The sequence below is a fragment of the Lactobacillus nasalidis genome, assembly GCF_016587775.1.
GTDB classification, from domain to species: Bacteria; Bacillota; Bacilli; order Lactobacillales; family Lactobacillaceae; genus Lactobacillus; species Lactobacillus nasalidis.
The window spans coordinates 1-26,194 of record NZ_BOCG01000715.1; the positions used below are offsets into that span (position 1 = coordinate 1).

The window sequence follows — 26,194 nt, forward strand, 5'->3', positions numbered from 1 at the left end:
CCAGCTTCTTCAAGCTGCTTGATCGTGTCAGCGGTGCTGTAAGCAATTGTACTCTTGGATGAACCGGTCAGATCACCTGACGTTGCGATAACGGCGTTGTTGCCATCTTCATCAACGTAGTTTACCAGGGCCTTTTGAGTATTAGCGGTGTAAACAACAGTTACCGTGGATGACTTGTCACCATCGAAAGTTGGAGTTACTTCAGTTGAAGCAACCTCACTCTTGTCTGGAGTCAAGCCTGAAACAGTTGGGGTAGTAACTGACTTCAAAGTTTGTGAATCAACTGGGTTCCAAGTAGTTTCCTTAGTTACCAAGTCTTGAGTACCAGTCTGAGTGAAGGACAAAGTCTCTTCTACAGATTCTGGTGCATCGAAGCCATCTGGAACTTCGTAGACAACAGTCTGAGTTACCTTTTGGTCACGACTCACATCTGCCGTACCATGCTTGAGCACTACAGTGTAGACCTGATCAGTTGAATCATCAGTGTCGTAAGTTGCGTCTGATGGGTAGTCACTTGAAACGAAGACGTAGCCAGCTTCTTCCAACTGCTTGATCGTGTCAGCGGTGCTGTAAGCAATCGTGCTCTTGGATGAGCCAGTCAGATCGCCTGAAGTTGCGATAACCGCGTTGTTGCCATCTTCATCAACATAGTTTACCAAGGCTTTTTGACTATTAGCGGTGTAGGTAACAGTTACAGTCGTTGACTTGTCGCCATCGAAGGTTGAAGTTACTTCTGATGATGCAACTTCAGTTTGATCTGGAGTCAAGCCGGCGATCGTCGGACTAGTGACGCTTTGTAAAGTCTGAGTATCAACCGGGTTCCAAGTGGTTTCCTTAGTTACCAAGTCTTGAGTACCGGTTTGAGTGAAGGACAAGGTTTGCTCTACTGATTCTGGTACATCGAAGCCATCTGGAACTTCGTAGACAACAGTCTGAGTTACCTTTTGATCCCGACTCACATCTGCCGTACCGTGCTTGAGCACTACAGTGTAGACCTGATCAGTTGAATCATCAGTGTCAAATACTGGTGATTCTGGATAGTCACTTGATACGAAGACGTAACCAGCTTCTTCCAGCTGCTTGATCGTGTCAGCCGTGCTGTAAGTGATCGTGCTCTTGGATGAACCGGTCAGATCACCGGAATTGGTAATTACTTCACCATTCTTATCTTGGTCAACGTAGTTTACCAGTGCCTTTTGAGTATTAGCGGTGTAAACAACAGTTACCGTGGATGACTTGTCGCCATCGAAAGTTGGAGTTACTTCAGTTGAAGCAACCTCACTCTTGTCTGGAGTCAAGCCGGCGATCGTTGGACTAGTGACGCTTTGTAAAGTCTGCGTATCAACTGGGTTCCAAGTGGTTTCCTTAGTTACCAGGTCTTGAGTACCAGTTTGAGTGAAGGACAAGGTTTGCTCTACTGAAGCCGGTGCTTCGAAGCCTTCTGGAACTTCGTAAACAACAGTCTGGGTTACCGTTTGGTCACGGCTAACAGATGCCGTACCATGCTTGAGCACTACAGTGTAGACCTGATCAGTTGAATCATCAGTGTCGTAAGTTGCATCTGATGGATAGTCGCTTGATACAAGAACGTAACCAGCTTCTTCCAGCTGCTTGATCGTATCAGCAGTACTGTAAGCGATCGTGCTCTTGGATGAGCCAGTCAGATCGCCGGAAGTTGTGATGACGGCATTATTGCCATCTTCATCAACGTAGTTTACCAGGGCTTTTTGGGTATTAGCAGTGTAGGTAACAGTTACCGTAGATGACTTGTCGCCATCGAAAGTTGGAGTTACTTCTGATGATGCGACTTCAGTTTGATCTGGAGTTAAACCTGCAATCGTTGGACTTGTTACGCTTTGTAAAGTCTGAGTATCAACTGGGTTCCAAGTAGTTTCCTTAGTTACCAGGTCTTGAGTGCCAGTCTGAGTAAAGGTCAGAGTTTGTTCTACTGATTCTGGTGCATCGAAGCCATCTGGAACTTCGTAGACAACAGTCTGGGTTACCGTTTGCTCACGGCTAACAGATGCCGTACCGTGCTTGAGCACTACAGTATAGACTTGATCAGTTGAATCATCAGTGTCGTAAGTTGCGTCTGATGGATAGTTGCTTGATACGAAGATGTAGCCAGCTTCTTCAAGCTGCTTGATCGTATCGTCAGTACTGTAAGCGATCGTGCTCTGGGATGAACCAGTCAGATCGCCGGAAGTTGTGATAACGGCGTTGTTGCTATCTTCATCAACGTAGTTTACCAGCGCTTTTTGAGTATTGCCCGTGTAAGTAATATCGATCGTAACATCGCTCGTAGTTGAGTCGACAGTTTGTTCCGCCACGTCTGTTTGACTTGGAGTAAATCCGGCAACCTCTGGGACATTAGAAAAATCATCCCAGCTTGAAGTAGTCCAGTCACCATAAGTTGTCGTACCAGTTGCATCGATAACCCCGGTTCTTTCGATTACAGCCACCTGTGTGGTCGTCTGTACTTCACCGGATGGTAAATGAACATTGATGGTTCTGGTAACCGTCTTGCTTTCAGTTACAGGTCCAATAACTTGAACGCTGGTAGCGACAGCTTTTTTAATTGGGGTAACAAATTGATCAGCGTAAGCCTTGTAGCCCAGATTCAAAGTCTTGCCAACGTCATTAGCCAGGTTTACATCCTCAGTTGGGATAGTAATAGAAAACTGGTTGCTTGTCGTCGTCTTTGCAAGAGTGTCTTCCTGTACCTTAATGCTCTTGATTGTTGACCAGTCCGTCACCTGATCTTCACTTAACCAGGTTACATCGTCTTCATTATCACTGGTCAGGTCCAACTGGCTGGTTGAGTACCAGATTTTGGCATTAGAATCAGTTGTCGTCACTGGACCAGTAAGATTTACTTCACTTTCCGCTGGCAGGTTGGTGTAGATGCGGACATTGGTCAGACTCTCCGATGTCAAGTTCTTTGGAGTGATCTTGAAGTTCATGTCCTCACTGTCGGTTGAGAAAGAGGTGCCAGTGTTCTTGAAGCCATCATCCATGTTCCCCTGACTAGTTGCCCCCATTGTGAATTCTTCAGTTGGAGACAGTACCGTCAAGGAGAACTTATTCGTTGAAACTCCGTTCGTCCAGACGTTTGTCGAGTCGCCTTCAGTGTACTCTGGTTTATAAAGCTTATTGTTGGCAACACTAGTCATATACATCATTTTTGTCGTGGTTCTGACAAAGAAGTGGCTGTAGTATTTCCCTGGCAGAGCGTCATTGCTGATATCTGCGACGATCGAGTAGTTGTTGTTACGGATATTGTATTGATATTCTGATTGGCTGTAGTCCAGCTTAACAACCTGGTTTGCCCCGTCATTGACATAGAAGGTCGAAACAGTAGGATCACCATAGAACGTAGATGCGCTTTCGTTGTAAATTGCGTACTGCGGTAAAACTACGTAAATAACCGGCTTGTCCAAGTTGGTGTTTTGGACAAAACTCATGTCTTGGCTGCTGTAAATAGTCAGCTTCTTACTGTCGCCTGCATAGCCAGTACCACCAGTTTCGTAAATGCGGAAACTACTCATGTACTCTGGAACAATGGTTTGCGTTGCTTTCGTAGTTGCGGAATTAAGGTACGCTGAAGATACCGTCATCGTGTTGACCAACGTGTCGCCAACCTTCACTGCCGTGCCATTGTCATAAGTATCTGACAGGTTCCCGTCGATGGTGAACCGCTGCAGCTGGGTGTTCGAGTCCATGGCAACGCCGGCACCATCAGTTTTAGCGCCAGCTTTCCAGTAATCTGCCGTCAAAACGGCTCTCCGAATTGGACTGGTGCCTGTTGCTGAGATCGTTTCACCCGCGGCAACCGTACCGCTGCTAGTAGTACCGTCAGCGTAAGTCAAAACATAGCTGTAAGTACTGGTGCCGTCTACCTTTGGAGTGGTAATTCCTGTTGCGTTAAAACCATCGGCCACTTTGATGTCAAAGGATACATCAGGCAAGTCGTAGCTTGAGAGGTTGCCAAAAGAAAAAGTAGTCAGCTTATCTGCAGTGTCGTTCAAGACCAGTTCGTTACCGGTCCAGGCACCATAACCGCCTAGGCTGGCATTGCCCTTCGTGATTTCAGAGTTGATGCTGTCGCTCCAGGTAATGTCAAGAGACCCTGTCAGCGTCTTGGTTTGGGCATCATCAAGATACTGGGTAATCGTAATCGGACTGTCTGCGGTTACGGTCTGGTTAACGCTGCCATCAAAGACGTACTTACCAACAAGGTAGTATGGCGTCTGCCGTGCAGCGTAAGTGTTATCAGAGTTACCTGAACCCTTAGGAACGGTGATCACAATATCAGCACCAACCCCATCTTGGGTAATCGTGGTTTCATCGGTAAAAGCATTCTTGGTTGCAGTTTCTGAAGCATTCAACTCAAACTGAGCCGGCACAGGAATTCGGATCTCAGTACCATAGTTGATGCTCTTGATTACCCGGTTGCTATAAAATGATGAGACATCACTTGCATTGTTAATACCGAGCAGTTCGTCCAAGCTCAGAGAATACGTGTAGTCCTTGTTTGGCAGCAAGGTCGTTTGGGAAGTTTTACTTGGATCGCGTGTCAGTGTCGGATTAATCGACGGCGACATGATTTGAGTAAAAGTCTCGCTGACCGTCCCCAGGTCATTGCCATCTGCATCTTGGGCTGACAGAACCATCTCCATTTCACGACTGCCAATTGAGTCAGAATCGACCATGTTGTCGCCAATCGTAGACATTTGACTTTTTACAGACATAAGGACAACGTTCTGAGTCAAACTGCCGGATTCGGTCAAGACGCTGGTAATGTAGAAGTATCCTGCCTTAGTGTCTTGCGTCACAGTGGTATTCGCAATGCTGGACTTGGTGTACGAATTGATGCCATATAACACAGACATGTTCTCACCGGTAACATTTGTCGGAAACTTTAACGTGAACTGGTCCCCAACATCACCGGTGAAGGAAACAGTGGCCGTAATTGAGCTTCTGGTACCGGAAGTGTCACCAGTTGAAGTGGTATAGCCAATTTCGTTGCTGGATAAAGTTAAAGACTTGCCCTGCACCAGGCGGCTTTGCGTGCCGGTACTTTCTGCAGCCGTAGCAGTTGTTTCTGCTGAATCAGCGCTTGCGGTTGCAACAGTATTGTCCGTCGACTCGGTCGTTGCAGCAGTTAAATCTGTACTGTTGGCTGATTCGGTCGTGCTTGCTGTATCCGCGTCAGACGTTGAACTAGACGGATCGGTGCTAGTTGCTGCACTGTCAGTTGATTCAGTCGTACTTGCCGTATCGGTGCTCGTCGACTTAGTCGTATCGGTGCTGGTCGCTGCACTGTCAGTTGATTCAGTCGTACTTGCTGTATCGGTGCTAGTCGACTTGGACGTATCGGTGCTGGTCGATGCAGTATCGGTTGATTCAGTCGTACTTGCTGTATCGGTACTCGTCGACTTGGTCGTATCGGTGCTGGTCGATGCAGTATCGGTTGATTCAGTCGTACTTGCTGTATCGGTGCTCGTCGACTTGGACGTATCGGTTGATTCAGTTGTACTTGCTGTATCGGTGCTAGTCGCTGCAGTATCGGTTGATTCAGTCGTACTTGCTGAATTGGTGCTCGTCGACTTAGTCGTATCGGTTGCGGCGGACGTTTCAGTACTTTCGCTTGCTTGGCTTGTATCTGTTGTCGTTGGGCTGTTTACTACAGCAGTAGTCGTTGCTTGCTGCGGAGTTACAGTATCAGCAGATACGCTGCCTGCTCCCCATAACATGAATGAAAAGCCCAGTAAAACAGAAGTAGCCCCAAAGCTGTATTTTCTTATACTAAAGCGTTGCTTGGCATCTTCAGTTTGCCGTGCATTGAATTTTTTTGCTTTAGGCATCAACATGTTCATTCCCTCGTTTTTATTGTTATCTTATAATAATTATTTACTAATGTATCTAACTTCAGTATAAGCCAAAAGCATCTACGGTGTCAATAATAATATTATTAGATTGTAGCAATCTAAAATACGATGAGAACGGGATTTCTCTTGATCCGAATAACTCTTATATTATCAAAACGCTAGTTGATATTAATACATTTTGGAGTACCTCTTTTAACGCCACGAGGGCTATAGAACAAGTGCACTAATCTTAGGAGAAAAAAGACCCATTTTTTTACTGATTTTTTGCCTTTCTCAGATACAAAAAAGCCAAAAGAAGCAATTTGCTCTTTTGGCTTTTATATACTATTTTAAATTAAATTTCTTCACCCAGGTAAGCAGCAACTTGGGCAACGTCCTTGTCCCCTCTGCCTGACAAGTTGACCATGACCACTTGGTCCGGATCCATCTCTGGCACCATCTTGATCGCCTGGGCCAAAGCGTGAGAGCTTTCCAAGGCTGGGATGATCCCTTCTGTTTCAGACAAGAGCTTGAAGGCGGCAACCGCTTCGTCGTCGGTAATCGGGTAGTATTCTGCCCGGCCACTGTCTTTCAAGTATGAGTGAACCGGCCCGATCCCCGGGTAGTCCAGGCCTGCAGAAATTGAGTAAGCTGGCAGGATCTTGCCTTCATCATCCTGCAGAACGTAACTCTTCATCCCGTCATTGATGCCGACTTTCCCATTGGTCAAGGTAGCAGCGTTCTCTGGAGTATCTGCCCCCTTGCCGGCACCTTCGGCCCCAATCAAGCGCACCTCCTTGTCAGGAATGAATTCGCCAAAGGCCCCGATGGCATTTGATCCACCGCCAACGCAGGCAATAACAGCATCTGGGAGCCGGCCGACCTGGTCAAGGAATTGCTGTCTTGCTTCCCGGCTGATGACCCTTTGGAAGCGTTCAACCATTTGCGGGTAAGGGTAAGGACCTACGGCTGAGCCGACCAGGTAGAAAGTGGTATCCAGGTTTTGAGCCAAGTCTTGGAATGCTGCCGCTACTGCATCTTCCAAAACTTGTGTGCCTTCAGTGACCGGGTGAACTTCAGCCCCCATAAGCCGCATCCGGAAGACGTTCAGCTTCTGGCGTTCGCAGTCCTTTGCCCCCATGTAGATCGTGCATTTCATCCCGAAACGAGCAGCTACGGCAGCAGTGGCAACCCCGTGCTGGCCGGCCCCAGTTTCAGCAATGATCCGTTTTTTGCCTAAACGCTTGGCGATCAAGACCTGGCCTAATGCATTATTGATCTTGTGAGCCCCCAAGTGGTTGAGGTCTTCGCGCTTGAGGTAAACTTTTGCCCCGCCGAGACGCTTGGTCAATGATTCAGCGAAGTAAAGCGGAGTTGCCCGGCCTGAGTAGTCGCGGAGCAGGAGTTCCAGTTCAGCATTGAATTCCGGATCGTCCTTCACCTTTTCAAATTCTTCCGCAATTTCATTCAAGGCAGTTTGAATTTCAGCTGGCACGTATTGGCCGCCAAATTCACCGTAAAACATTTCCTTCTTTTCTGCTACGTTTGCTTCAGTCATGATAGTTCTCCTTGTTATTCGTTGTCTCTCTTTGTTAATTATTTTTTAATGTCTGTTTACAAGGATTCTATACATGTATATCTTATTTTGAGTGTAAAAAAAGACTGTCTGACAAACTATGCCAAACAGTCTCTTAGTTCTCTCAGAAACGATTGTCCTGGCATAGACTCCCTTGATTATTGAAATCAGTGAGTCTACACCATATAACATGCAGCCTCACTTAGTCACGCCAGTCTTGCCAAAGTTTACGTACAGTCATTTTAATCGTTCCTTTCTAAATTTGTCTTTTCGTTTGAAGTTGATTACATTTTAAGACGATTTTCAGAAATGCGCAAGTGCTTTTTCAAAAATTTTTTCCGTTTTTTGACGAGTTTCTCCTGTTGACTATAATCACGATTATTATAATTACGATTAGACTAAACACGATTATAGTCAAGACGCCCTGCCCTAACATTTGCTACAACCATACCAGTAACCAGATTATCGTAACAGCTAGCTACTTATCATGACAGTGCGATAAAAAAACTAGCTATTTTTTCTTCTCATATTTTGTTTTCATGGTAAAATAGTCCTTGGAAACGGTTACTTCACCAATATAAGGAGGAAATTATGAAGAAATTAATTGTGGCCAGTGCGCTTGCAGTTACTATGCTGACAGGCTTGGCAACTAGTCCAAAGGTACAAGCAAGCAGTACTGCGAAGTCTGCTAAGGTTACCTTTAAGCAGTACAAGAAGACTAAGACGTACAAAAATGGGTTAAAGGCAGATTTTTCATATAACTTGCCGAAGCTTAAAGGAAATTCGGCAGCCGTTAAAAAGATTAATAAAGAATTACTTGGTTACTACAAAGCCGCAAACACTAATGCTTCAAAGGAGCTGTTTGCATTTGCTTCAGACTCAGCCAAAGGAAGAAATCTTCCTATTGCTTTTATTATAAAGAATTGCACTTACTTTGACATTACCAAAATAAGCGTATCCTACAATAAGAACAATATCATTTCATTCAAGGTATACCGCAACGCGTGGTCCGGCTACTATGTTGGAAACAAGGAAAGAGTATACTCTCAAATAATTGCTGGCTGGACCTACTCACTTAAAAGTGGTAAAAGATTGAACATCACGGACGTTGCCAAAGGCGATAAAGCAAGCGTTCAAAAGAAGCTGTCTGCCGGCGTGACGAAGTACTTTGGAATTAAGAAGGGTGAAACTATCACTGTACATTATTTCTTGAAGAACGGTAAAGTTTACTTGTACCCAGATCTTTCGAAGCTCAACCAAAAATATACATATGCTCACCGTAACCCGCCTGTCTACTATAACTCTTACTTCACGGTTGAATCCCGCTACAAGTAAATATCCGACACAAAAAGATCGTCAGACCACATTTCGTGGATCATGACGATCTTTTTTCATATATACGTTAGTCCACGGAACTTTCTTTTTAGCGAAAAAGTACTCCATGACCAGCAAGGTGAACTACCCTTCGTTCGTAGGAAAATAGGATGAGTATACAGGCACTTTCGGCGAAGCTTGCCAATATCTATAATCACGATTATAATAATTACGATTATAATAATTATGATTAGAGGTAACCATAATGAGTCAACCTTTTATTGCCCGCGAAGCAGAACTAACGAGCCTAGCCGACATGTATCAAAGCCCCCGCTTTGAAATGGCGGTCATCTATGGCCGCCGCAGAGTTGGGAAAACTTCGCTGATTAAAGAGTTTATCAAAAACAAGCCGGCAATTTATGTGCAGGGAATTGAAGCAACAAAAGAACTAAACTTAAACTATCTGTCCAATGCGGTTCTGGACTTCGAAAATCCTGACCGACTGGACCACCAGTTTAGCTACAGTGATTTCAAGGATATTTTTAGTAAGGTTCAGGATCTGGCTAACAAACAGGAAAGCAAGTTGATTTTTGTCCTGGATGAATTCCCCTACTTCGCCCAATCAGCCCCTGAAATCAGTTCTGTTCTCCAGTTTGCCATCGACCACGTTTTTAAAGAGTACGACAATATCATGTTGATTCTTTGCGGATCGTCGATGTCCTTTATGCAGCACCAGGTATTAGGCCATCAAAGTCCACTTTACGGCAGAAAGACTGGTCAGTTTAAAATACGGCCGTTTGATATTTTTGACACGAAAAAAATGCTCCCCCTTGTCAAGAATGAGGACCTTCTCGCCTACTACGGCATCACCGGCGGGATTCCGCAGTATCTCAGCTTTATCGATCAAGAAAAAAGTGTTGAAGAGAATATCGGCCGGCTTTTTTTGCGTAATAATGCTATTTTACAAGATGAGCCAAACGTCTTATTGCAAGAAGAACTCCGAAAGCCTGCAACCTACTATTCGATCCTCGTTGCTTTGGCACAAGGCAAAACAAAGCCGAATGAGATTTACCAAGCGATTGGCTTGAGCAGTGCTTCTAGTTTGAGCCCCTATCTCAGCCGTTTACAAGAACTGGAAATGGTTGAAAGAAAGTTGCCAATACTTGAAAAAAACACCAAGAATGCCATCTACCGCATTTCTGATACAATGTTTCAGTTCTGGTTCCAATACATTTCAGGCCAGCAAGATAAGATCTCACTCGGTCGGACAAGCGGACTCTTGGCCAGAATCATGGCGGATCTGCCTAACTTTTTAGGGCCAGTTTTTGAAAAAGCCTGCCAGGAATGGACCTGGAAGCAAGATGCCCTCCCCTTCGACCCTCAAGAAATCAGCAGCTGGTGGGGCTACAATCCTGCACTTAATCGGCAAGATGAGGTAGATTTGGTTGCCACCAGTCACGACAAGAAAGAAGCGATCATTGGTGAGTGCAAGTGGCGCAAGGCAGAAAAGCTAAGCCCGCAGATGCTGGATACCTTGCGCAGCCGAGCAGCACTGCTCAGTTCGAAATTTGGGATTACGAAAACTCATCTCTGCTTCTTTGTCAAAGAGAGCACCCCGTCTTTTAAAGACTTGACAGAAAGCCAGGGCGTTAGACTCATTCTCTTTGATGATTTTTGGAAAGATTGATAGAACAAGACTCGTCAGAACTTTTATGTGAGTTCTGACGAGTTTTTTCTAAGTTAGATTTTTCTGATCCAGTTTCAGTAGTACAATGTGGGAATGATAATATTTCTTTCAAAAATACAAGGAGTGAGATTATGAAGAAAGTCGTAATTGCTGGTACGCTCGTTGCGGCCGCTGCTGCCGGCCTGGTAGCTGCGCCTAAGGCAGAGGCCAGCTCAGCTAACTACACGATCAAGCAGTACCAGACGGTTAAGAAGTATAAACATGGGATGAAGGGGACTTTTTCCTACCAACTGCCGCAACTTAAGGGAAACTCGGCGGCAGTCAAGAAGATCAACAAGGACCTAATGAAGAGCTTTGCTGCTGAGAAGAAGAATTCGAAGACTGTCTTTCACTTTGCAAAGCAAGACGCTGGTGAATACTCTAATGACACTTATCACAATACTAATACAGCATCTGTAACTTACAACTAGAACAATATTATTTCTTTTAAGAAGTTTAATTTTTGGTATGCAGGTGGTGCTGGGGAAACAACCTTCAGCGGTTGGACTTATTCACTTAAGACCGGCAAGAAGTTAAGCGTTTATGATGCTGCACAAGGCAGTCATGCAAGTGTGAAGAAGAGGCTGATCAAAGGTGCTAAAAAATTAGGAGCATCTGGCTTTTTGCTTAGCGAATCTTACTTGAAGAGCTACGGCTTTTTCTTAAAGAACGGCATAGTATACGTTTATCCACGAGTCTCCTCTGCTGATTCTGATAAGTTCTTCACCCTGCCAGCTCGTTACAAGTAATAGCTAATTGGAGGATAATCGTGAAAAAATATGTTGTCGCTAGTACCCTCGCGTTGACCCTATCTGTTGGTTTGGCCACTAGCCCAAAGACGGAAGCAAGCAGCACTACAAAGTACTACTTCAAGCAATATAAGACAGTTAGAAAATACAAGCATGGGATTAAGGCTATTTTTGGCTACAGACTGCCTCAATTGAAAGGAAATTCAGCTGCAATCAAAAAAATCAATAAGTCTTTACGAAAAAACTATACGGGAGAGCTTAAGCAAAAGAAGGAATTATTTAAGTTCGCAAAATGGGATTCTAAGCATGTAGGTACTCATATAACCTATGATGATATTGTAAAGCCACGTGCAACCTACAACAAAAATGGTGTTATATCCTTTCGGTATGATCATGATTATAATATTGGGGGAAGCGGTACTTACTTTATAGGCAGTTGGACCTACTCTCTCAAGACCGGTAAGCAACTTACGGTTTTCGATGTCGCGGAAGGCGATGAATACAGTATAGTTAGCCAACTCTATGAAGGTGCTGTTGAACTCGGTGCTGATGATGAGTACTTAAACACCACGTATCCCTCTAAGATGAATTACACTCTTAAGGGCGGAAAAGTATATGTCTACCCACGAATTGATGCTGCAGATAACCGCAAGTACTTCGTCATCTCTTCCCGATACAAGTAATCAAATAATCATACCACACGTAACAATATAAGAAAATTATTCATCCTATTTAGGAATTTTAGCTATTTTTTCTTCTCATATTTCGTTTTAGTGGTAAACTATGTATTGAAAGCGGTAATTTCATCAATACTAAGGAGAAAACTATGAAGAAATTAATTGTGGCCAGTGCGCTTGCATTTACTACGCTTGCAGGCATGGCAACTAGCCCAAAGGTACAAGCAAGCAGTTCTGCAAAATATTCGATCAAACAATACAAGTCAACCAAGAAGTATGGCCGCGGTAGCGTCACTTTCTCTTATCAATTGCCTCAATTAAAAGGAAAATCAGCTGCTATCAAGAAGATCAATAAGGATTTGCGAAACGCATATATGGATAAAGCCAAATACAAAAACGCACTATTCGCCGACGCAAAGACATCAATCTTAGAAGACGGCCATGCTTATCCATTCAAAGATATTACTAAAGCCAATGTTACTTATAATTCCAAAAATGTGATTTCAATACGATGGACGTATTATTATCGCAATGCGTTTACTAGTGATTTCATTATAGGAGGTTGGACTTATTCTCTTAAAACTGGTAAAAAACTTAACATTTTCGATGCTTCTCAAGGAAGCAAAAAATATATAAAAACTAGATTATATAATGCAGCTTTAAAGTTCGGAGCTACTAAGTCCGAACTTTCAGATTATAAGGCATCCAAAGTAGGTTTCTTCATTAAACGCGGAAAAGTATATGCATACCCAAGTATCCTTGTATCAACTGCTGCCAAGTCTATAGTTTTTAATTCCCGTTACAAGTAATTAAATAGGCAAACCACACGTAACCATAGTAACCATATAAGAAAAGATCGTCATCCTATTTAAGATTTTTAGCTATTTTTTCTTCTCATATTTCGGTTTCGTGGTAAACTAGATGTTGGAAACGGTTACTTCATCAATACTAAGGAGAAAACTATGAAGAAATTAATTGTGGCCAGCGCGCTTGCAGTTACTATGCTAACTGGCCTGGCAACCAGTCCAAAGGTACAAGCAAGCAGTTCTGCGAAGTCTGCCAAGGTTTCCTTTAATGCCAAGGTTTCCTTTAAACAGTACAAGATAAATAAGAAGTACAACAATGGGATAAAGGCAAATTATTACTTCAACTTGCCGCAACTTAAAGGAAATTCGGCAGCCATAAAAAAGATCAACAAAGACTTACTCAAGAAATACAAATCTACGTCCTATACCACCTCAAAGGGCATATTCGTCTATGCTAAAAACCCATCAAAAAGCACTAATGTAAAAAATGTCACCTTCTATGATATTACAAAAACAAGCGTGTCCTACAATAAGAATAGTATCATCTCATTCAAAGTAAGCAAGAACTGGTGGGCTGGCTATCAAAATAACAAGAAAAATGTACCGTATCAAGCCATCGGTGGCTGGACCTACTCTCTTAAAAGTGGAAAATTGTTAAGCATTACAGACACTGCCAAAGGCAATAAAGCAAGCATTCAGAAGAAGCTGAACGCAGGCATGATGAAGTACTTTGGGGTTAAAAAGAGTGAAAAAAATTTCCTGTACGATATCTACCTTATTTATTACCTGAAGAGCGGTAAACTATACTTGTACCCAGATATCATTGAAACCCTAAATCCTGAATTCACTCAGCACAACCCACCTATCTACTACAACTCCCACTTCACGATTGAATCCCGCTACAAGTAAATATCCAACACAAAAAGATCGTCAATCCACAATTCGTGGATCTTGACGATCTTTTTCTTTCCCAACATCTAAAAAATTACTTGTCGGCAACAACCAGCATGGACTTAATTGCCTCGCGTTGGTCCATCGCCTCGTAGGCCTCTTGAACATGATCGAGATGAAAACTCTTCGTAAAGACCTTGCCTGGGTGGATTTCACCCTTCAATACAGCGTCCAGCAATACTTCCCGGTCATAGCTAGTGACATTAGCGCTGCCACCGCGCCAGCCGACATTCTTCCAGAAGAACTTGTTGGTTTCAGGTTCCTTTTGCGGAACGCCAACCCGGCCGACAACCGCGCCGGCACGAGCAATTTTCCCTGCCTGGTCGATTGAACTGCTTGCGCCGACACATTCAAGAACGGCATCCGCACCGTAACCATCAGTCAGTTCCAAAACCTTCTTGACCGCGTCCTCGCCGCGTTCGCTGACAATATCAGTAGCGCCGAATTCACGACCCAAAGCTGCCCGACCTTCGTGGTGGCTGAGCAGAATGATCTTCTTTGCCCCGCGCAGCTTAGCCGCGATCACGCCGCACAAACCAACAGCACCGTCACCGATAACCGCTGCCGTGTCCCCTGGCTTAACTTCAGCGCTGGCTGCGGCGTGGTAGCCAGTTGCCATAACGTCCGCCAAAGTCAAAAAGTCCTTAAGCTGGTCTTCAGTGTAGTCACTCGGCTTGCCTGGGATTTTTACCAAGGCACTGGCATTCTGAAAGAGCAATTTCTCTGCCTGGTAACCCTTGAAGTCGCCATAATCAAAGTTTGGACAGTTGCTGTCAAAACCTGCCTTGCAGATCTTGCACTTCATGCAGCCGTGAGTGAACGGAGCAATGACGAAGTCGCCGACTTTGACGTTGTCGACCTTGGCGCCGACAGCTTCTACGATTCCGATGGCTTCGTGGCCAACCGTGCCTGCCGGACGGTTAGAAACGCCTCTGAACCACCACAGGTCAGACCCGCAAACGCAGGCTCTGATTACACGGATTATCGCGTCAGTCTCCTTTTCAAGCTTATCATCTTCAACTTCACGAGCTTCTACCAGCCCTTTTTTTACAAAATATGCTGCCTTCATTCTTTTTCTCGCTTCCTACTTATTAATCTTTAGTACTTTTCGATTAATTGTAGTCTCCAGTTTGAAAAACAACAAATGCTTAGTTTGTATACAATGATATGTTTGCAAATTATAATCAGGGAAAATTCGAATGAATACCTTGCCACCCGAAACAAAAAAATCCCACCTTCGTGACAAATCAAACATCCTTCCATATCTGATTTGTCTACTCAAGTGGGATTGCGTCATGCCAAACGGTTTGACGTTTTCAATTTACTCCCCGTAAATTTCTTCAATCAACGGGAAAGTGCTCCAGGCCTTTGGCCAGCCGCAGTAGAAGGCCAGCTGGGTCACAATTTCAACTGCTTCTTCCTTGGTAATACCGTGCTTCTTGCCCAGCTCCAAGTGACTCTTCAATTGCGGGTACAAGCCGGCTGAGAACAAAGCAGCGATGGTAATCATGCTCCGGTCTCTGGCGGACAGCTTGTCTTCTCTTGACCAAACTTCACCAAACAAGACGTCATCGTTCAATTCCGCGAACTTGGGAGCGAGCTTGCCCAAACGGTCGCGGCCTGCAGTTTGCTTTTCTGCCATTTTAATCACCTATTGACTTTTCTGAAAAAATTACTTGTCAGCAACAACCAGCAATGACTTGATTGCCTGGCGTTGGTCCATCGCGTCGTATGCGTCTTGAACATGGTCAAGGTCAAACTTCTTGTTGAAGACCTTGCCTGGGTGGATTTCGCCCTTCAAAACTGCATCGAGCAGAACTTCACGGTCGTAAGTAGTGACGTTGGCAATCCCGCCGCGCCAGCCGATGTTCTTCCAGAAGAACTTGTTGGTTTCAGGTTCCTTTTGCGGAACGCCGACCCGGCCGACAACCGCGCCAGCACGGGCGATTTGCCCTGCCTGGTCAATTGAGCTGCTTGCGCCGACACATTCAAGAACTGCATCCGCACCGTAGCCGTCGGTCAGTTCCAAAACCTTCTTGACCGCGTCTTCGCCGCGTTCGCTGACAATATCAGTGGCGCCGAATTCACGGCCCAAAGCAGCCCGGTCTTCGTGGTGGCTCAAAAGAATGATCTTCTTTGCCCCGCGCAGCTTGGCAGCGATTACGCCGCACAAACCAACAGCACCATCGCCGATGACTGCAGCCGTGTCGCCAGGCTTAACTTCAGCGCTGGCTGCGGCGTGGTAGCCAGTAGCCATAACGTCTGACAAAGTCAAAAGGTCGTTAAGCTGGTCTTCAGTGTAGTCGCTTGGCTTGCCAGGGATTTTTACCAAGGCACTGGCATTCTTGAAGCGCAGGTATTCAGCTTGGTAGCCCTTATTGCCGCCGGCTTCCACGTTTGGACAGTTGCCGTCAAAACCTGCTTCACAGATCTTGCACTTCATGCAGCCGTGAGTAAACGGCGCAATGACGAAGTCGCCGACCTTGACATTGTCAACCTTGTCACCGACAGCTTCCACGATCCCGATGGCTTCGTGGCCAACCGTGCCTTCCGGCCGGGTGGAAATGCCTCTGAACCACCAGAGGTCTGACCCGCAAACGCAGGCTCTGAGCACACGGATTACCGCGTCAGTATCCTTTTCAAGTTTTGCATCTTCAACTTCACGAGCTTCTACCAGCCCTTTTTTCACAAAATATGCCGCTTTCATTCGTTTCTCGCTTTCTGTAACTAACTCAGTTTAAACTCTTTACAATTATTGTAGCCTTAAGAGAAAAAACTGGTTAATGCTTTGCTTGTATATTGCTATGCACTAAAGCTATAGTAAAAATACCTACTGTTCAATAATTTTCCCCTGTGAATCGCGGGAAAAATGCTTCAGGAAATTCCAGCTGTAATCAGCTTCACTGGCATGAACCCGGTGATCAGCCTTAGAAATCATGATCAGCTGGGCAAAAGGAGCTGAGTAGCCGGTCTTTTGATAATTGTTGATGGTCCAGTTTTTCCCGTCAACCCGCCGTTTATATGAACTATCTGGAACATAGCCCCAGTATGGTGTCCGGGCATAGTCGGCAGTTATTCTGGCCTGCTTCATGCCATTGAGCGTAAAAAGCTCCTTGATCGCGTGACGGACGTCGACGCGGACCATTGGGTTCTTTTTCACGGTGTACTCTGTTGCCTCACCTGTTCCTTCAATGACCTGGAAAGGCATGTCATAGTCAGACTGGCGCTCCAAATCAACCGCCCAGCCGTACATGGCAATGCCGGCAAACATGTCGGGATGCGTGCTGGTCAAGGCAACCGAGGTCGCGCCGCCGTTTGAAAAGCCCAAAGAATAGACCCGGCGGCTGTCAACAGGATATATGCGCAGCGCCTTTTTGACGACTTTGACAATGTAGGGTACTTCAGTATAAGTTGAGGCGTCATCATATTTAGGCGAGATGACGATCATCTTCCCGCTCATGGCCTTTTTTGCCCAGCCGCTCCCTACTGCCTGCTTTTGCGGATCGCCGCCAGTGCCGTTCATGAACAGGACCAGGGGTACCTTTTTCTTGCCAGTGAGGACCGATTCCTTGGCATAAACGTAGGTCGTCCGCCCGTTGACGCGATAGGTTCTAGCCGGGACTGATTTTTTCGCCTGCCTGCTGGCAACCGATCCAGTACGGGAATTTTGCTTGATTAACAATCCCGCGGCTGCGGCGATGGCAATGATCACAATAATTGCGGCTGCCACGATGTTTTTCTTCATAATTGCTCTCCTAGAAAAAAGTCAGTTCACTGCTAGCCTTGCTTCAATGTTTCAGCCGAAATCAGAAGACTTGCACGCCCAGGTTTTCCAAGCGCTCAACCCTGGTAAACCAGCGCAGCAAATTTTCAGTAGGCCCGATTGAGTCGCTGGGCTCTGATCCATGAATAAAGACGCCAAACTTTTTCCCTGGCAAAATCCCGCCGGAATCACGCGACAGCCTTTCGAAAAAGACCTTCGCATAGCCGCTGATGCTGTGCCAATAGATCGGCGCGCCGAGGACAATGGTGTCCGCTTTATCAATCGCTTGGAGCACCTGGTCGAACTGGTCATCCGAAAATCTTTGTGACAATTGATAGATCTTAAGTTCTGAAAGATCGACTTCTTGATAGTCTTTGCCCTGCAGCAGCTTTCTGCCCATCCGGGCCGTAGTGCCGTTGGCATTTTCACTGGCGTTGATAAAAACGATTTTTCCGTCAAGGTCTGACAAATTGGTGTTCTTCTTAAAAAGGTTCATATTTGGTCTCCTCTATTTGAACTTGATGACCTTATTTTACGGTGAGTCTGTGCTTAAGAAAAATACTGTTTAGGCAAACCGGTATCAAGAGAATGCATAGTTGCAGGGGGGCTACCTGGATTTTATGAAAACATGCAAAATCGCATCCCGTGGATGGGATGCGATTCTGTAGTATGTAGTTCGACAGCTTGGCTCGATCAATTAGTTGACTCCTTTAGTTCCGACAAGGATAACCTCATCAACTGGATTTTGAACTTCAACCGTATATCCAGATTTAACTTCACCGGTTTCAGAATTAACGGAAAAAGTCTGAGTACTCGTCGTCCAACCGTCTACACCTTTTTTCTCTACTCGAGTAGTACCCTTTGGAAGAGTGGGATCGTTCTTTCTTATTGTGTTGTATGGTTTAACTGTATATTGGGTGATGGGTTTTGTACCAATAGCAACTACTTGATCGATTTTCTCTTCGATAGGATTTACTGATAGACCGTATGTTTTCCCATCTGGAGCATATGTGGTAGTAACAATATCAATACCATTTTGACCAAGAGTTATCAACTTTCTAGTACCTGATTCCATTGTAGGATCTGCTTTATAGATCGTTTTAAATGGAACGATTTCAGTCTTGATTGAGTCTGCTTTTGAAGTGTTTTTTACCGTATTGGTACTTGTTGAACTTGAATTTGTAGTTTTTGACTCATCTGTATTCTTTGTCTCAACTGCCTTGTAACTAATCTTCACCATCTTATTCTTCGTCTTGGACGTTACTTTAGCAGCTTTGACAGTTACCTGACTAGCAGTGTAACCATCAACCGTAGCAACAGTGTATTGAGCCCAAGAAGAAGTTGACCATTTTCCATAGCTCTTCTTATTGTTCTTAGTATCAGTCTTAACCTTGCGGGAAACATAGGCGTTTTGAACAACCGTCTTGACGCCCTTTGGCTGGTACATCTTGATGGTACGGGTAATTCTCTTGGTTTGGGATGAGTAAGTGTAACGGGATGCTACTTTTTTAGCATAGCTAGTCAGAACATACTTGTCGCCGCTAATCTTATAATATAGCTTACCCTTGATCCACTTGGTCCCATAGACTTGCAAAGACGCATTCTTTTTATAGAATTTCTTGGTCTTCTTACCCTTTGAAGTGAAAATATAAGCTTTCTTAGACACACGCACTTGATATTTGGCTGCTGCTTGAACTTGCGCAGTCCCGGCAATTTGCATCCCTGCAGTAATTAAAGCAACTGATGCAGAAACGCCGATAAAAATCTTGGCAACTTTCATATCCTTTTCCTCTCATTTAAATAATTATCTTTTCACTCTTTTATTTTAGCAGTGTGTCGACAAAAAAGTCAAAAAGCGTTTTTCTTTATTATATAGCGATTTCAAGCGATGCTTATAGCGCTTTTATTCTCAAAAATAATATTTATCCCTTCTTATTGCCCATCTAACTACTGTTTCAACAATTATAAATTGTTATTTACTAATACAATGAGCGTGATAGGAAAAGCTGTTCAAAATAATTCTTTTTGTTCTATTCTCACATAGCTTTTCAACCGGGTGGCAGCAATTTGCGGAGAAACCACAAACTTCTCAGCCACCTCTTTGATCAAACTAGTAGACAAGTTATCCAGATCTACTATTTTCTTTAATTCGCAATTCGGCAGTAAAAAGTCCAATGCAAACTCTTTGATTTTGGCCAGATCGTCAGCATTATCGCAATTGATCATTTCCAGCCCTTTGTCTATTTTCTTCTTTGCCTTTTCATCTTCAGATAACATTCTGCTTCCCTCTTTTTTCGAAATTTCTGTTTCCATCATCTCCGAACCTTAGTGCTTAGCCGTACTTATGTTCTACTGATAACAATATTGTACTACCTCCATTTTACAAACACCAGTTCTTTTCAAAAAAGTTAATCTTTCTGGAGCTGTTTAGACCTAGCTAAAAAAGCAGCATCCTCCCTCAAGGATGCTGCCCGCTAATACTCATCATCTCCCAGCCATTTGCTGACCTTCTCTGGAGTGTCTAAAATCACCATCGGCCTTTTAGCAGCAAGCCTTCTAATGGTCTCTCTTAATTTCTCTCTGTCGTCAGTAACTGGTGCTTTCGTATCTTTCATGCGCTCCTCCATTAGTACCAGTCACCAGGATCATCCTCGTACTCTTCCCGTTCCATCTTTTTGACGATTTTGTTCAGCATTTCGTTGATTCCCATGACTTTGTCAGCAAAGCCCCGGCCAAAATCATTAGCCAGTTTGTTTTTAAAATCATCCACAGCAGACGGATCATGCTCATTGAGGTGATAACCATAATAATAATTGGAAACCTTGCTTAAAAACGGGATCACCGTGACGGTCCTAATAAGAGTCGGCTTGCCATTATAGTATTTGTCCGCATCTGCTTGCGTTACCTTCTCATATGTTATGCTTACAGACCATTCAAAGTATCCATCATCTATTCCGATGGTTACCTCACTGTAACTGTTGCTCAAATCCTCCTCATACCAGAACTTATGCCGCTCTTTTTCACCATCTTCTTGCTCATTCAAGCCTGGTATGCCTTGCCTAAACATGCCCCGGACAATTACCAGTTTATTTGATAAAAGATCATCATAGAGCTGGGCCAAGGTCTCTACTCTGGTCCATGAAGCTCTTTCCAATAGTTCTGGTTTGTGCCGCATGTTCCGGATGGTTTGGTACGGAATACCAGTTATGTTAGCCAGTTCACCGACATTTACGTCATCCAGAAGCAAGGCCTTCCTAGCATCTTCTAGTTCATTCATTCTTGAAGCACTAATCCTTATGTGTGAGTATCGTCTTTGCCGCATGTTTTTTCCACCTTAAAATAGTATCTAAGCTATATTTTGCCATTTTAGAGTACTTTGAGCGGTACAATTAGCACTTGCGTTCTTGAAAAAGTGTTTATTTCATCAAATTAAGCTCTTCGTTAGCTTTGACGATTTCATTTTTCAGCAATACGGCAAAGGGGTGTTCTAAGCTGTAGTCACCGCAAATTACATGAGTCAATGACTTCATATCACTTGACATATCAACCTTGTCACCCTTCCCGTTAATAATGATCAACAGGTATTGCTCAGAAGTAATCATTTTATCGCCAAAATGTAATTTTAAAACGCAATACCGGCCCAGACGGCCAAGATCATCTGAAAAACCGTCTGACACACACGCATGGCCGTTTCATCTTTCTTCAAGACAGAGCAGAAGGCCTGATCAGTATATAGCCCTTGATACTTAGACTTTTTCATTGCAAAATATCCCTCTTTTTTCGTATCATGCTAAAACGCCTTGTTTTTTCTATAGCTTTATTTGAGCACTAGTTAAGTACTCTGTAAAGTACCTAACGTAAATATTTTTTTGACAAAAAACTCTAGACAAAAAAGTCTAGAGTTGATTACGCTTAACTGTTTTAGTCTGTAATGGTAAAGCCATATATCGCTCTGGCCTTACCGTCATATCTTATCTCACCAAATTCAGCTTTTGGTTAGCCTCGATAATCTTGCCTTTCAAGAATATCGCTAAAGGCTCATCCAAACTGTAGTCACCGCAGATCACGTGGGTCAAGGACTTCATGTCACTTGACTCGCCTTCCTCCTTGCCTTTTCCGTTGATGATGATCACAGGACACTGGCCTGGCAAAACGGAGTCAGTATCTTCCACACTGCAAAATTGGTAAACAGATTGTAAATTCTTGTTACCAAATGGATTAATGCCGCACAAGATTACCGCACCGCAATCTTCATCAAAGTAATCGTCACCGATCAGCCTGAACATAGTCATGTCCATCTTGGACGTGCAAAAGCGGCCGAGAAGGCCAAGATTGTCTCTTTCTTTAGCTATCCGCAGTGAGTAGAAGTGCTTCTTCTCATCTTCATCCAGCACTACCACTTGAGCAAGCGGGCCATTGACCTTATCTTGCTCGCATCCAGCCGTGTTCAAGAGCACCTCCGACATTTTTACCTCCGGGAAAATAGCCTGGAGCACCCGCATGGCAGTTTCATCATTCTTAAAGACCGTGCAAAAGACTTCATCATTGCTCAGCCACTGGTAGTTATCTTTTTCCATATTCATATTTTTCCTTTGCTTATATAGCAACCACAAGATTATTTCTCTCTGCAACTTTATTAAAGCACTTCCAAAATACTCCGCAAAGTCCCGTTTTATTTAGAAAGGAAAAGCCCGCGCAAGCGCGCAGGCTAAGGGATTCTATCATAAGTCAATTTTCTTGCATTGCCAAAAATGAGACTCGCCTTCCTGTTATCTTTCCGACAAAAAAACGTCCCCGGTTCCCCAGAGACGTTACACTCACATCACGCTAATCAGCAAGATGCTGATAAGCAGGGCCAAAGTAAAGCAAATGCCAAGCAGCCAGCCCAGGACTCTGACTGATACTTTGATCAGAAAAGCGGCAATTGCTACCGGCACGGCTACTATGGTCAGAAATATCAGAAAAATCAGAAAAGCAATCGTAAGCATCTTCAGGTCCTCCAGCTTCTTGTCTACCCTTCCTTGTGCAAACTAAATTTACCCAAGCTCGCCGGGCCTGTCAATGATCTTGCTCTGCTCAGTCGTTTCTTCTGCGCCTGCGGTTGTGGTTAGGACTGCTGTAATACTGCCGCTTTGACTGATACATCTGCTGGTCAGCCAGCTGCATCAAGCGCTCCAGATTTGCCTTCGGGTGGGATTCGCTGTCAGCATAGCCGATGGAAAAACTGATCTTTTGCCCAGTTTCGATCCGCCACTTAACCGCCTCAATTTCCAGCAGGTGCTTGTATCTTTCTCCTTCCTCTGGACCGCCAGGCACGATAGCGGCAAATTCATCGCCGCCAATCCGGTAGCAGTCACCGTTTTTGCCCAGCACTGACTTGATGATTTCCGACACCTGCTGAATCAGTTCATCGCCAGCCACGTGCCCTTTGTTGTCATTGGTCTCCTTTAAACCGTTGATGTCAATTGAAAAAGCCAGGCAGTTTTTACCGCCTTGCGCAAGCGCCTCTTGGGACAGCTTCTCCTCATAGGCATAACGGTTGTGCATCCCGGTCATCACGTCCGTCCGCATCAGCACGTTGTCCTGGTGGATGGTCAGATCGCTGATCTTTTGCGTGAAGTTGTTGAACCGGTTCAGCAAAAAGCACATCCCGATCGTAATGGACATTGAGGTCGTCCGCAACATGCCCATGCTGACTTCTTGAATAACGATTCCCAGCAGCACTACAAAAAAGGTATAAAACATGAACAGCCGGTCGCTGCCCATCACGCTCTGCTCAAAATGGTGAAAAGCCAGTACGATCACGGCCATGACGATCAAGCAGATGCAAAGGTACAAGCCGTAAAACCGGCCTTCATGATAAACGTTATGTCCATCAATATAGAAAATCCAGCCGGTAAAAATCGAGGTGAACTGCAAGGCAGTATTTCCAACCAGCAATATCTGCAGCAAGCGGTCATATTTCGACCGATGCATCCAGATGTGAATAATGCAGTAGCCCAAAAGCGGAATCAGGCTGTAGTTCACAAACTTGCAGATCACATGGCAGACCCGGTAAATGCCCGGGCCGCCGTTCAGCATGAACGAGATCCATTCAGCCAGATCTATGACCAAGAGCAGGGCCAGCGACCAGTAGCAGCTCCGCTTTTCCCGCTTGCTGTAGTGGCTGTTTTTGTAAACCAGGCTGATCAAGCCAGCGATAAATAAAAAATTGATCAGCTCAATCACGGTGTAATAATCAGTTAAGTCAAAACCGGACTGCTGATCAAATATCCATAACTTCTCAAACATATTTTTCTTGATTCAGTTCCCTATAATATTTAAGCAATTATTTTCCTCACTGCTATCATTATAGTTCATGCCGGTGACAGGTTCAAAGCGAAAAAATCCAAGCTGAATAAAAAAGCGGCCTGCCTAAATTAGGCAGCCGCCAAAAGATCATGAGAACATTTCCGCCACGATTTCGTCGTGCAGTTGGTTGATCCGCTCGCTGGTTTGCTTCCAGTTGTATTCGTCCTGCTGCTTGTTGCGGTAGGCGTAAAGCTGGGCTTCATTGATGTACTTCAATGCTATTTCCCACTGCTGGCTGGTTCCCCAGCCTCTGGCATAGCACAGGGCCAGACGGTAGTCGATCTCAGCTACCAAGTCCTCATCGCCTTCTTGCAGCAGCTGCTCGGCCATGCTGTAGTAGCCAAAAGCGATCTTGTCGTTTCTCTTCACGAAATTCCCGAAGCGGAAGGCATCCCCCAGCTTGTAAAAGGCGTTTGGATTGCCGGCCAGGGATGCCTCAGTAAAGTAGTAAAAAGCCTTCTCCTGGTCTGCTTCCCCAACCCGGCCAAAAGCATAGATATAGCCAAGGTTGCACATGGCCTGGGCATTGCCGTAGTCGGCCGCCTTCTGGTAGCACTGCAGGGCCCGTTCATAATCCCCCTGCTGGTAGGCCTCAGCTCCCCGGTTCAGCCAGGTCTCGCCTATCTCGTCCATCTTAACGAATTTGTTTTTGTCCGAATTTGGCATTTTAACCGCCACTCTTTCTAAAAAATCAACTCAGCGCCAGCTCCTTGACCGGATACGCGATTGGCTGCGTTGAGGTCTCATAAGCCGGCAAGCCGTGCAGGGCCCGGTAGATGGCCCGCTCAATCGAAGACAGCCCTGCTGAATCAGCAATTGCCAGCCGCTTGGCGTACTTGCGCAAGGCCTTGCTGGTTGAGTGCTTGTTCAAGTTCTGCACCATTACCGTCAGATCGGCCCGCTTGAGCGCGTGCTTGTAAAAAGCTTCCGTGTCTGAAAACTTGAAGGCGTCGATCACCTTGCAGCGGCCGTGGTGCTGGCCAACCAGCTTCTGTATTTCTTGGCTGCGCAGCTCATTGCCGATGACCACCGCGACGCTGCACCCGTGCAGGTCATAATTCAAGGTAGTCACGTCGCCGGCGTCTTTGTCCTTGTCTTCTGTTTCACTTCTGGCCGGCTTTTTCTCCTGTGCCTTTTCCTTCTTGGCCCCGGCCTGCCCTTGCGTCTGGCTGACCCAGCGGACGATCATCTTGGCCGGATTGTTCTGGTACCAGGCCAGGTCGACAATGTCGCCTTCGTGGACAAAGCCGGTTTCGCTCTGGCCGGCGTCAATCACCGCTGGCACGTCATAGCGGTCAATCCCCGCACACTCGCTCAGCCGCTCGCCCATGGCATTGTGGCTGACATATAGGTCCCCGCAGGCATCTCTCTCCACGATCCCGTAAGGCAAGGTCGCGATGTCGGACGGTTCCCCGACTGCTTCAACGATGCGGACCACCCGGGCCGGATGGCTGCTGGCATCCAATTCAGCCAGGTCGCCGTTTTCAATGTTCAAGTTCTTGACCGCCAGCTCGTTGATTTCAGCCAGCAGCTGGCCCTGCTCATTGTAAAAGCTCCCGCCCTTCAGGCCCCTGGAAAAACGGCAGAGCTGATGACCGGAATTGATTTGGTAGGGACTGCTGGTCTCTGCTTCCTCATGACGGATGATTTTGACCTGCTTTAAGTCCTCCGGGCTATCCGAATCTGCGTCCTCGCTGCTATCTTCCTCGTCCTCATCTTCTTCGCCTTCTTCATCTTCATCTTCTTCGTCCAGCTCTACCCTGGCCAGATTCAGGAGGTTTTCAATGGCGATCGCCCCCAGCCGCAATGACGTGCTGCTGTCGTCCAGGGCGTCAAGCACATTTTTCACCTGCTCGCGGTAGTCCAAATAGTATTCGTTCATTTTTTCCCTTTTTCCTTCCATGTATTCGCTTACCTTTTCTCTTTTATTATCGCAATTTTTTCAAAAAATAGCAGACTATCTCCGAAAAAAATCAGGAAAAATACAAAAAAATACTGTTTTTATTGTCAAAAAGTCCCTACTGTAAATCCGACCGGCTGGCTTTGATCACCCGGGCCACGTTTTCACTGGTCCGGGCCAGGTTTGCAGCCCCGTCTTCCAGAGCTTCATTTAAGCTGCAAACGCCTGGCAGAATGCCAAAAATAGCCGCAAAGCCTGCCTCATACAAGGATTCGCTTCCTTTTCCCACCTGCCCGGCCAGAGCAATGACGGGCACGCCGGCCTTTTTTGCCTCCTGGGCCACGGCATAAGGCGTCTTGCCGAACTTGGTCTGAAAGTCGATGCCGCCCTCGCCGGTAAAGACATAGTCGGCTCCGGCCAGCTTCTCGGCCAGCCGGCTTTCTTCAATCACGATCTCGGCTCCAGGCCGCATCTGGCAGCAGCTGAAGGCTAAAAAGCCGGCCCCTAAGCC

At 45.4% G+C, this 26,194-nt stretch carries 24 protein-coding genes and 1 pseudogene; 6 read left to right on the top strand and 19 right to left on the bottom strand.

The window, feature by feature from the left end:
* The 3 genes and pseudogenes from lacNas_RS13620 to trpB all read right to left on the bottom strand — a co-directional run.
* The coding region (locus lacNas_RS13620; RefSeq protein ID WP_244661477.1) for a mucin-binding protein at positions 1–5,756 on the bottom strand (5,756 nt) is incomplete at its 3' end.
* A 24-nt stretch (positions 5,757–5,780) separates the two neighbouring features.
* A pseudogene (locus lacNas_RS14600) lies at positions 5,781–5,879 on the bottom strand (YSIRK-type signal peptide-containing protein); the annotation flags it as partial.
* 346 nt (positions 5,880–6,225) lie between these two features.
* Entirely contained in the window at positions 6,226–7,428 is a 1,203-nt protein-coding gene (gene trpB / locus lacNas_RS13625; protein ID WP_201331793.1) for a tryptophan synthase subunit beta, read from the bottom strand.
* A gap of 609 nt (positions 7,429–8,037) precedes the next feature.
* On the opposite strand from trpB, the gene lacNas_RS13630 reads away from it, so the two are divergent.
* The 6 genes from lacNas_RS13630 (at position 8,038) to lacNas_RS13655 (ending at position 13,627) form a co-directional block, all read left to right on the top strand.
* Complete coding sequence (locus lacNas_RS13630; protein WP_201331794.1) at positions 8,038–8,781, top strand: hypothetical protein; 744 nt, start codon at positions 8,038–8,040, stop codon at positions 8,779–8,781.
* Positions 8,782–9,025: 244 nt separating this feature from the next.
* Complete coding sequence (locus lacNas_RS13635) at positions 9,026–10,447, top strand: ATP-binding protein (protein WP_201331795.1); 1,422 nt, start codon at positions 9,026–9,028, stop codon at positions 10,445–10,447.
* Between the two features lie 131 nt (positions 10,448–10,578).
* Positions 10,579–10,917 carry a hypothetical protein gene (locus tag lacNas_RS14380; protein WP_244660742.1) on the top strand — a complete coding sequence of 113 codons (339 nt, stop codon included), beginning with the start codon at positions 10,579–10,581 and terminating at the stop codon, positions 10,915–10,917.
* A gap of 338 nt (positions 10,918–11,255) precedes the next feature.
* Positions 11,256–11,918: a polysaccharide deacetylase family protein gene (locus lacNas_RS13645; protein ID WP_244660743.1), complete on the top strand. Its 663-nt coding sequence runs from the start codon at positions 11,256–11,258 to the stop codon at positions 11,916–11,918.
* A gap of 143 nt (positions 11,919–12,061) precedes the next feature.
* Positions 12,062–12,721: a polysaccharide deacetylase family protein gene (locus lacNas_RS13650; RefSeq protein ID WP_201331796.1), complete on the top strand. Its 660-nt coding sequence runs from the start codon at positions 12,062–12,064 to the stop codon at positions 12,719–12,721.
* A 153-nt stretch (positions 12,722–12,874) separates the two neighbouring features.
* The gene (locus lacNas_RS13655; protein WP_201331797.1) at positions 12,875–13,627 is read left to right on the top strand and encodes a hypothetical protein; all 753 of its coding nucleotides are present in this window, start codon (positions 12,875–12,877) and stop codon (positions 13,625–13,627) included.
* A 76-nt stretch (positions 13,628–13,703) separates the two neighbouring features.
* On the opposite strand, the gene lacNas_RS13660 is transcribed toward lacNas_RS13655, so the two are convergent.
* From lacNas_RS13660 to lacNas_RS13735, 16 genes are all read right to left on the bottom strand, one after another.
* Positions 13,704–14,738 (bottom strand): zinc-binding dehydrogenase, encoded by a 1,035-nt coding sequence (locus lacNas_RS13660; protein WP_201331798.1) that lies wholly within the window; start codon positions 14,736–14,738, stop codon positions 13,704–13,706.
* Between the two features lie 252 nt (positions 14,739–14,990).
* Positions 14,991–15,311 (bottom strand): carboxymuconolactone decarboxylase family protein, encoded by a 321-nt coding sequence (locus lacNas_RS13665; protein ID WP_201331799.1) that lies wholly within the window; start codon positions 15,309–15,311, stop codon positions 14,991–14,993.
* 30 nt (positions 15,312–15,341) lie between these two features.
* On the bottom strand, positions 15,342–16,376 hold the full coding sequence (locus lacNas_RS13670) for a zinc-dependent alcohol dehydrogenase family protein (protein WP_201331800.1): 1,035 nt from the start codon (positions 16,374–16,376) through the stop codon (positions 15,342–15,344).
* 123 nt (positions 16,377–16,499) lie between these two features.
* Positions 16,500–17,414 carry a CE1 family esterase gene (locus tag lacNas_RS13675; RefSeq protein ID WP_201331801.1) on the bottom strand — a complete coding sequence of 305 codons (915 nt, stop codon included), beginning with the start codon at positions 17,412–17,414 and terminating at the stop codon, positions 16,500–16,502.
* 61 nt (positions 17,415–17,475) lie between these two features.
* A complete protein-coding gene (locus lacNas_RS13680; RefSeq protein ID WP_201331802.1) occupies positions 17,476–17,928 on the bottom strand; it encodes a flavodoxin family protein in 453 nt (150 codons plus the stop codon).
* 201 nt (positions 17,929–18,129) lie between these two features.
* Complete coding sequence (locus tag lacNas_RS13685; RefSeq protein ID WP_201331803.1) at positions 18,130–19,212, bottom strand: G5 domain-containing protein; 1,083 nt, start codon at positions 19,210–19,212, stop codon at positions 18,130–18,132.
* A 230-nt stretch (positions 19,213–19,442) separates the two neighbouring features.
* Positions 19,443–19,709: an ImmA/IrrE family metallo-endopeptidase gene (locus tag lacNas_RS13690; RefSeq protein WP_201335802.1), complete on the bottom strand. Its 267-nt coding sequence runs from the start codon at positions 19,707–19,709 to the stop codon at positions 19,443–19,445.
* Between the two features lie 197 nt (positions 19,710–19,906).
* The gene (locus lacNas_RS13695; protein WP_201331805.1) at positions 19,907–20,047 is read right to left on the bottom strand and encodes a hypothetical protein; all 141 of its coding nucleotides are present in this window, start codon (positions 20,045–20,047) and stop codon (positions 19,907–19,909) included.
* A gap of 11 nt (positions 20,048–20,058) precedes the next feature.
* Positions 20,059–20,709, bottom strand: a complete 651-nt coding sequence (locus lacNas_RS13700; RefSeq protein WP_201331806.1) for a hypothetical protein — start codon at positions 20,707–20,709, stop codon at positions 20,059–20,061.
* 139 nt (positions 20,710–20,848) lie between these two features.
* Positions 20,849–21,109 (bottom strand): hypothetical protein, encoded by a 261-nt coding sequence (locus lacNas_RS13705; protein WP_201331807.1) that lies wholly within the window; start codon positions 21,107–21,109, stop codon positions 20,849–20,851.
* A gap of 294 nt (positions 21,110–21,403) precedes the next feature.
* Positions 21,404–22,009 (bottom strand): BRCT domain-containing protein, encoded by a 606-nt coding sequence (locus lacNas_RS13710; protein WP_201331808.1) that lies wholly within the window; start codon positions 22,007–22,009, stop codon positions 21,404–21,406.
* Positions 22,010–22,249: 240 nt separating this feature from the next.
* On the bottom strand, positions 22,250–22,420 hold the full coding sequence (locus lacNas_RS13715) for a hypothetical protein (RefSeq protein WP_201331809.1): 171 nt from the start codon (positions 22,418–22,420) through the stop codon (positions 22,250–22,252).
* 88 nt (positions 22,421–22,508) lie between these two features.
* Complete coding sequence (locus lacNas_RS13720; protein ID WP_201331810.1) at positions 22,509–23,723, bottom strand: GGDEF domain-containing protein; 1,215 nt, start codon at positions 23,721–23,723, stop codon at positions 22,509–22,511.
* A 147-nt stretch (positions 23,724–23,870) separates the two neighbouring features.
* Positions 23,871–24,416 carry a tetratricopeptide repeat protein gene (locus lacNas_RS13725; protein ID WP_373868015.1) on the bottom strand — a complete coding sequence of 182 codons (546 nt, stop codon included), beginning with the start codon at positions 24,414–24,416 and terminating at the stop codon, positions 23,871–23,873.
* A gap of 58 nt (positions 24,417–24,474) precedes the next feature.
* Positions 24,475–25,665 (bottom strand): DUF2325 domain-containing protein, encoded by a 1,191-nt coding sequence (locus lacNas_RS13730; RefSeq protein WP_201331812.1) that lies wholly within the window; start codon positions 25,663–25,665, stop codon positions 24,475–24,477.
* Positions 25,666–25,801: 136 nt separating this feature from the next.
* A partial coding sequence (locus lacNas_RS13735) for a glycerate kinase (RefSeq protein WP_201335804.1) occupies positions 25,802–26,194 on the bottom strand: 393 nt, incomplete at its 5' end.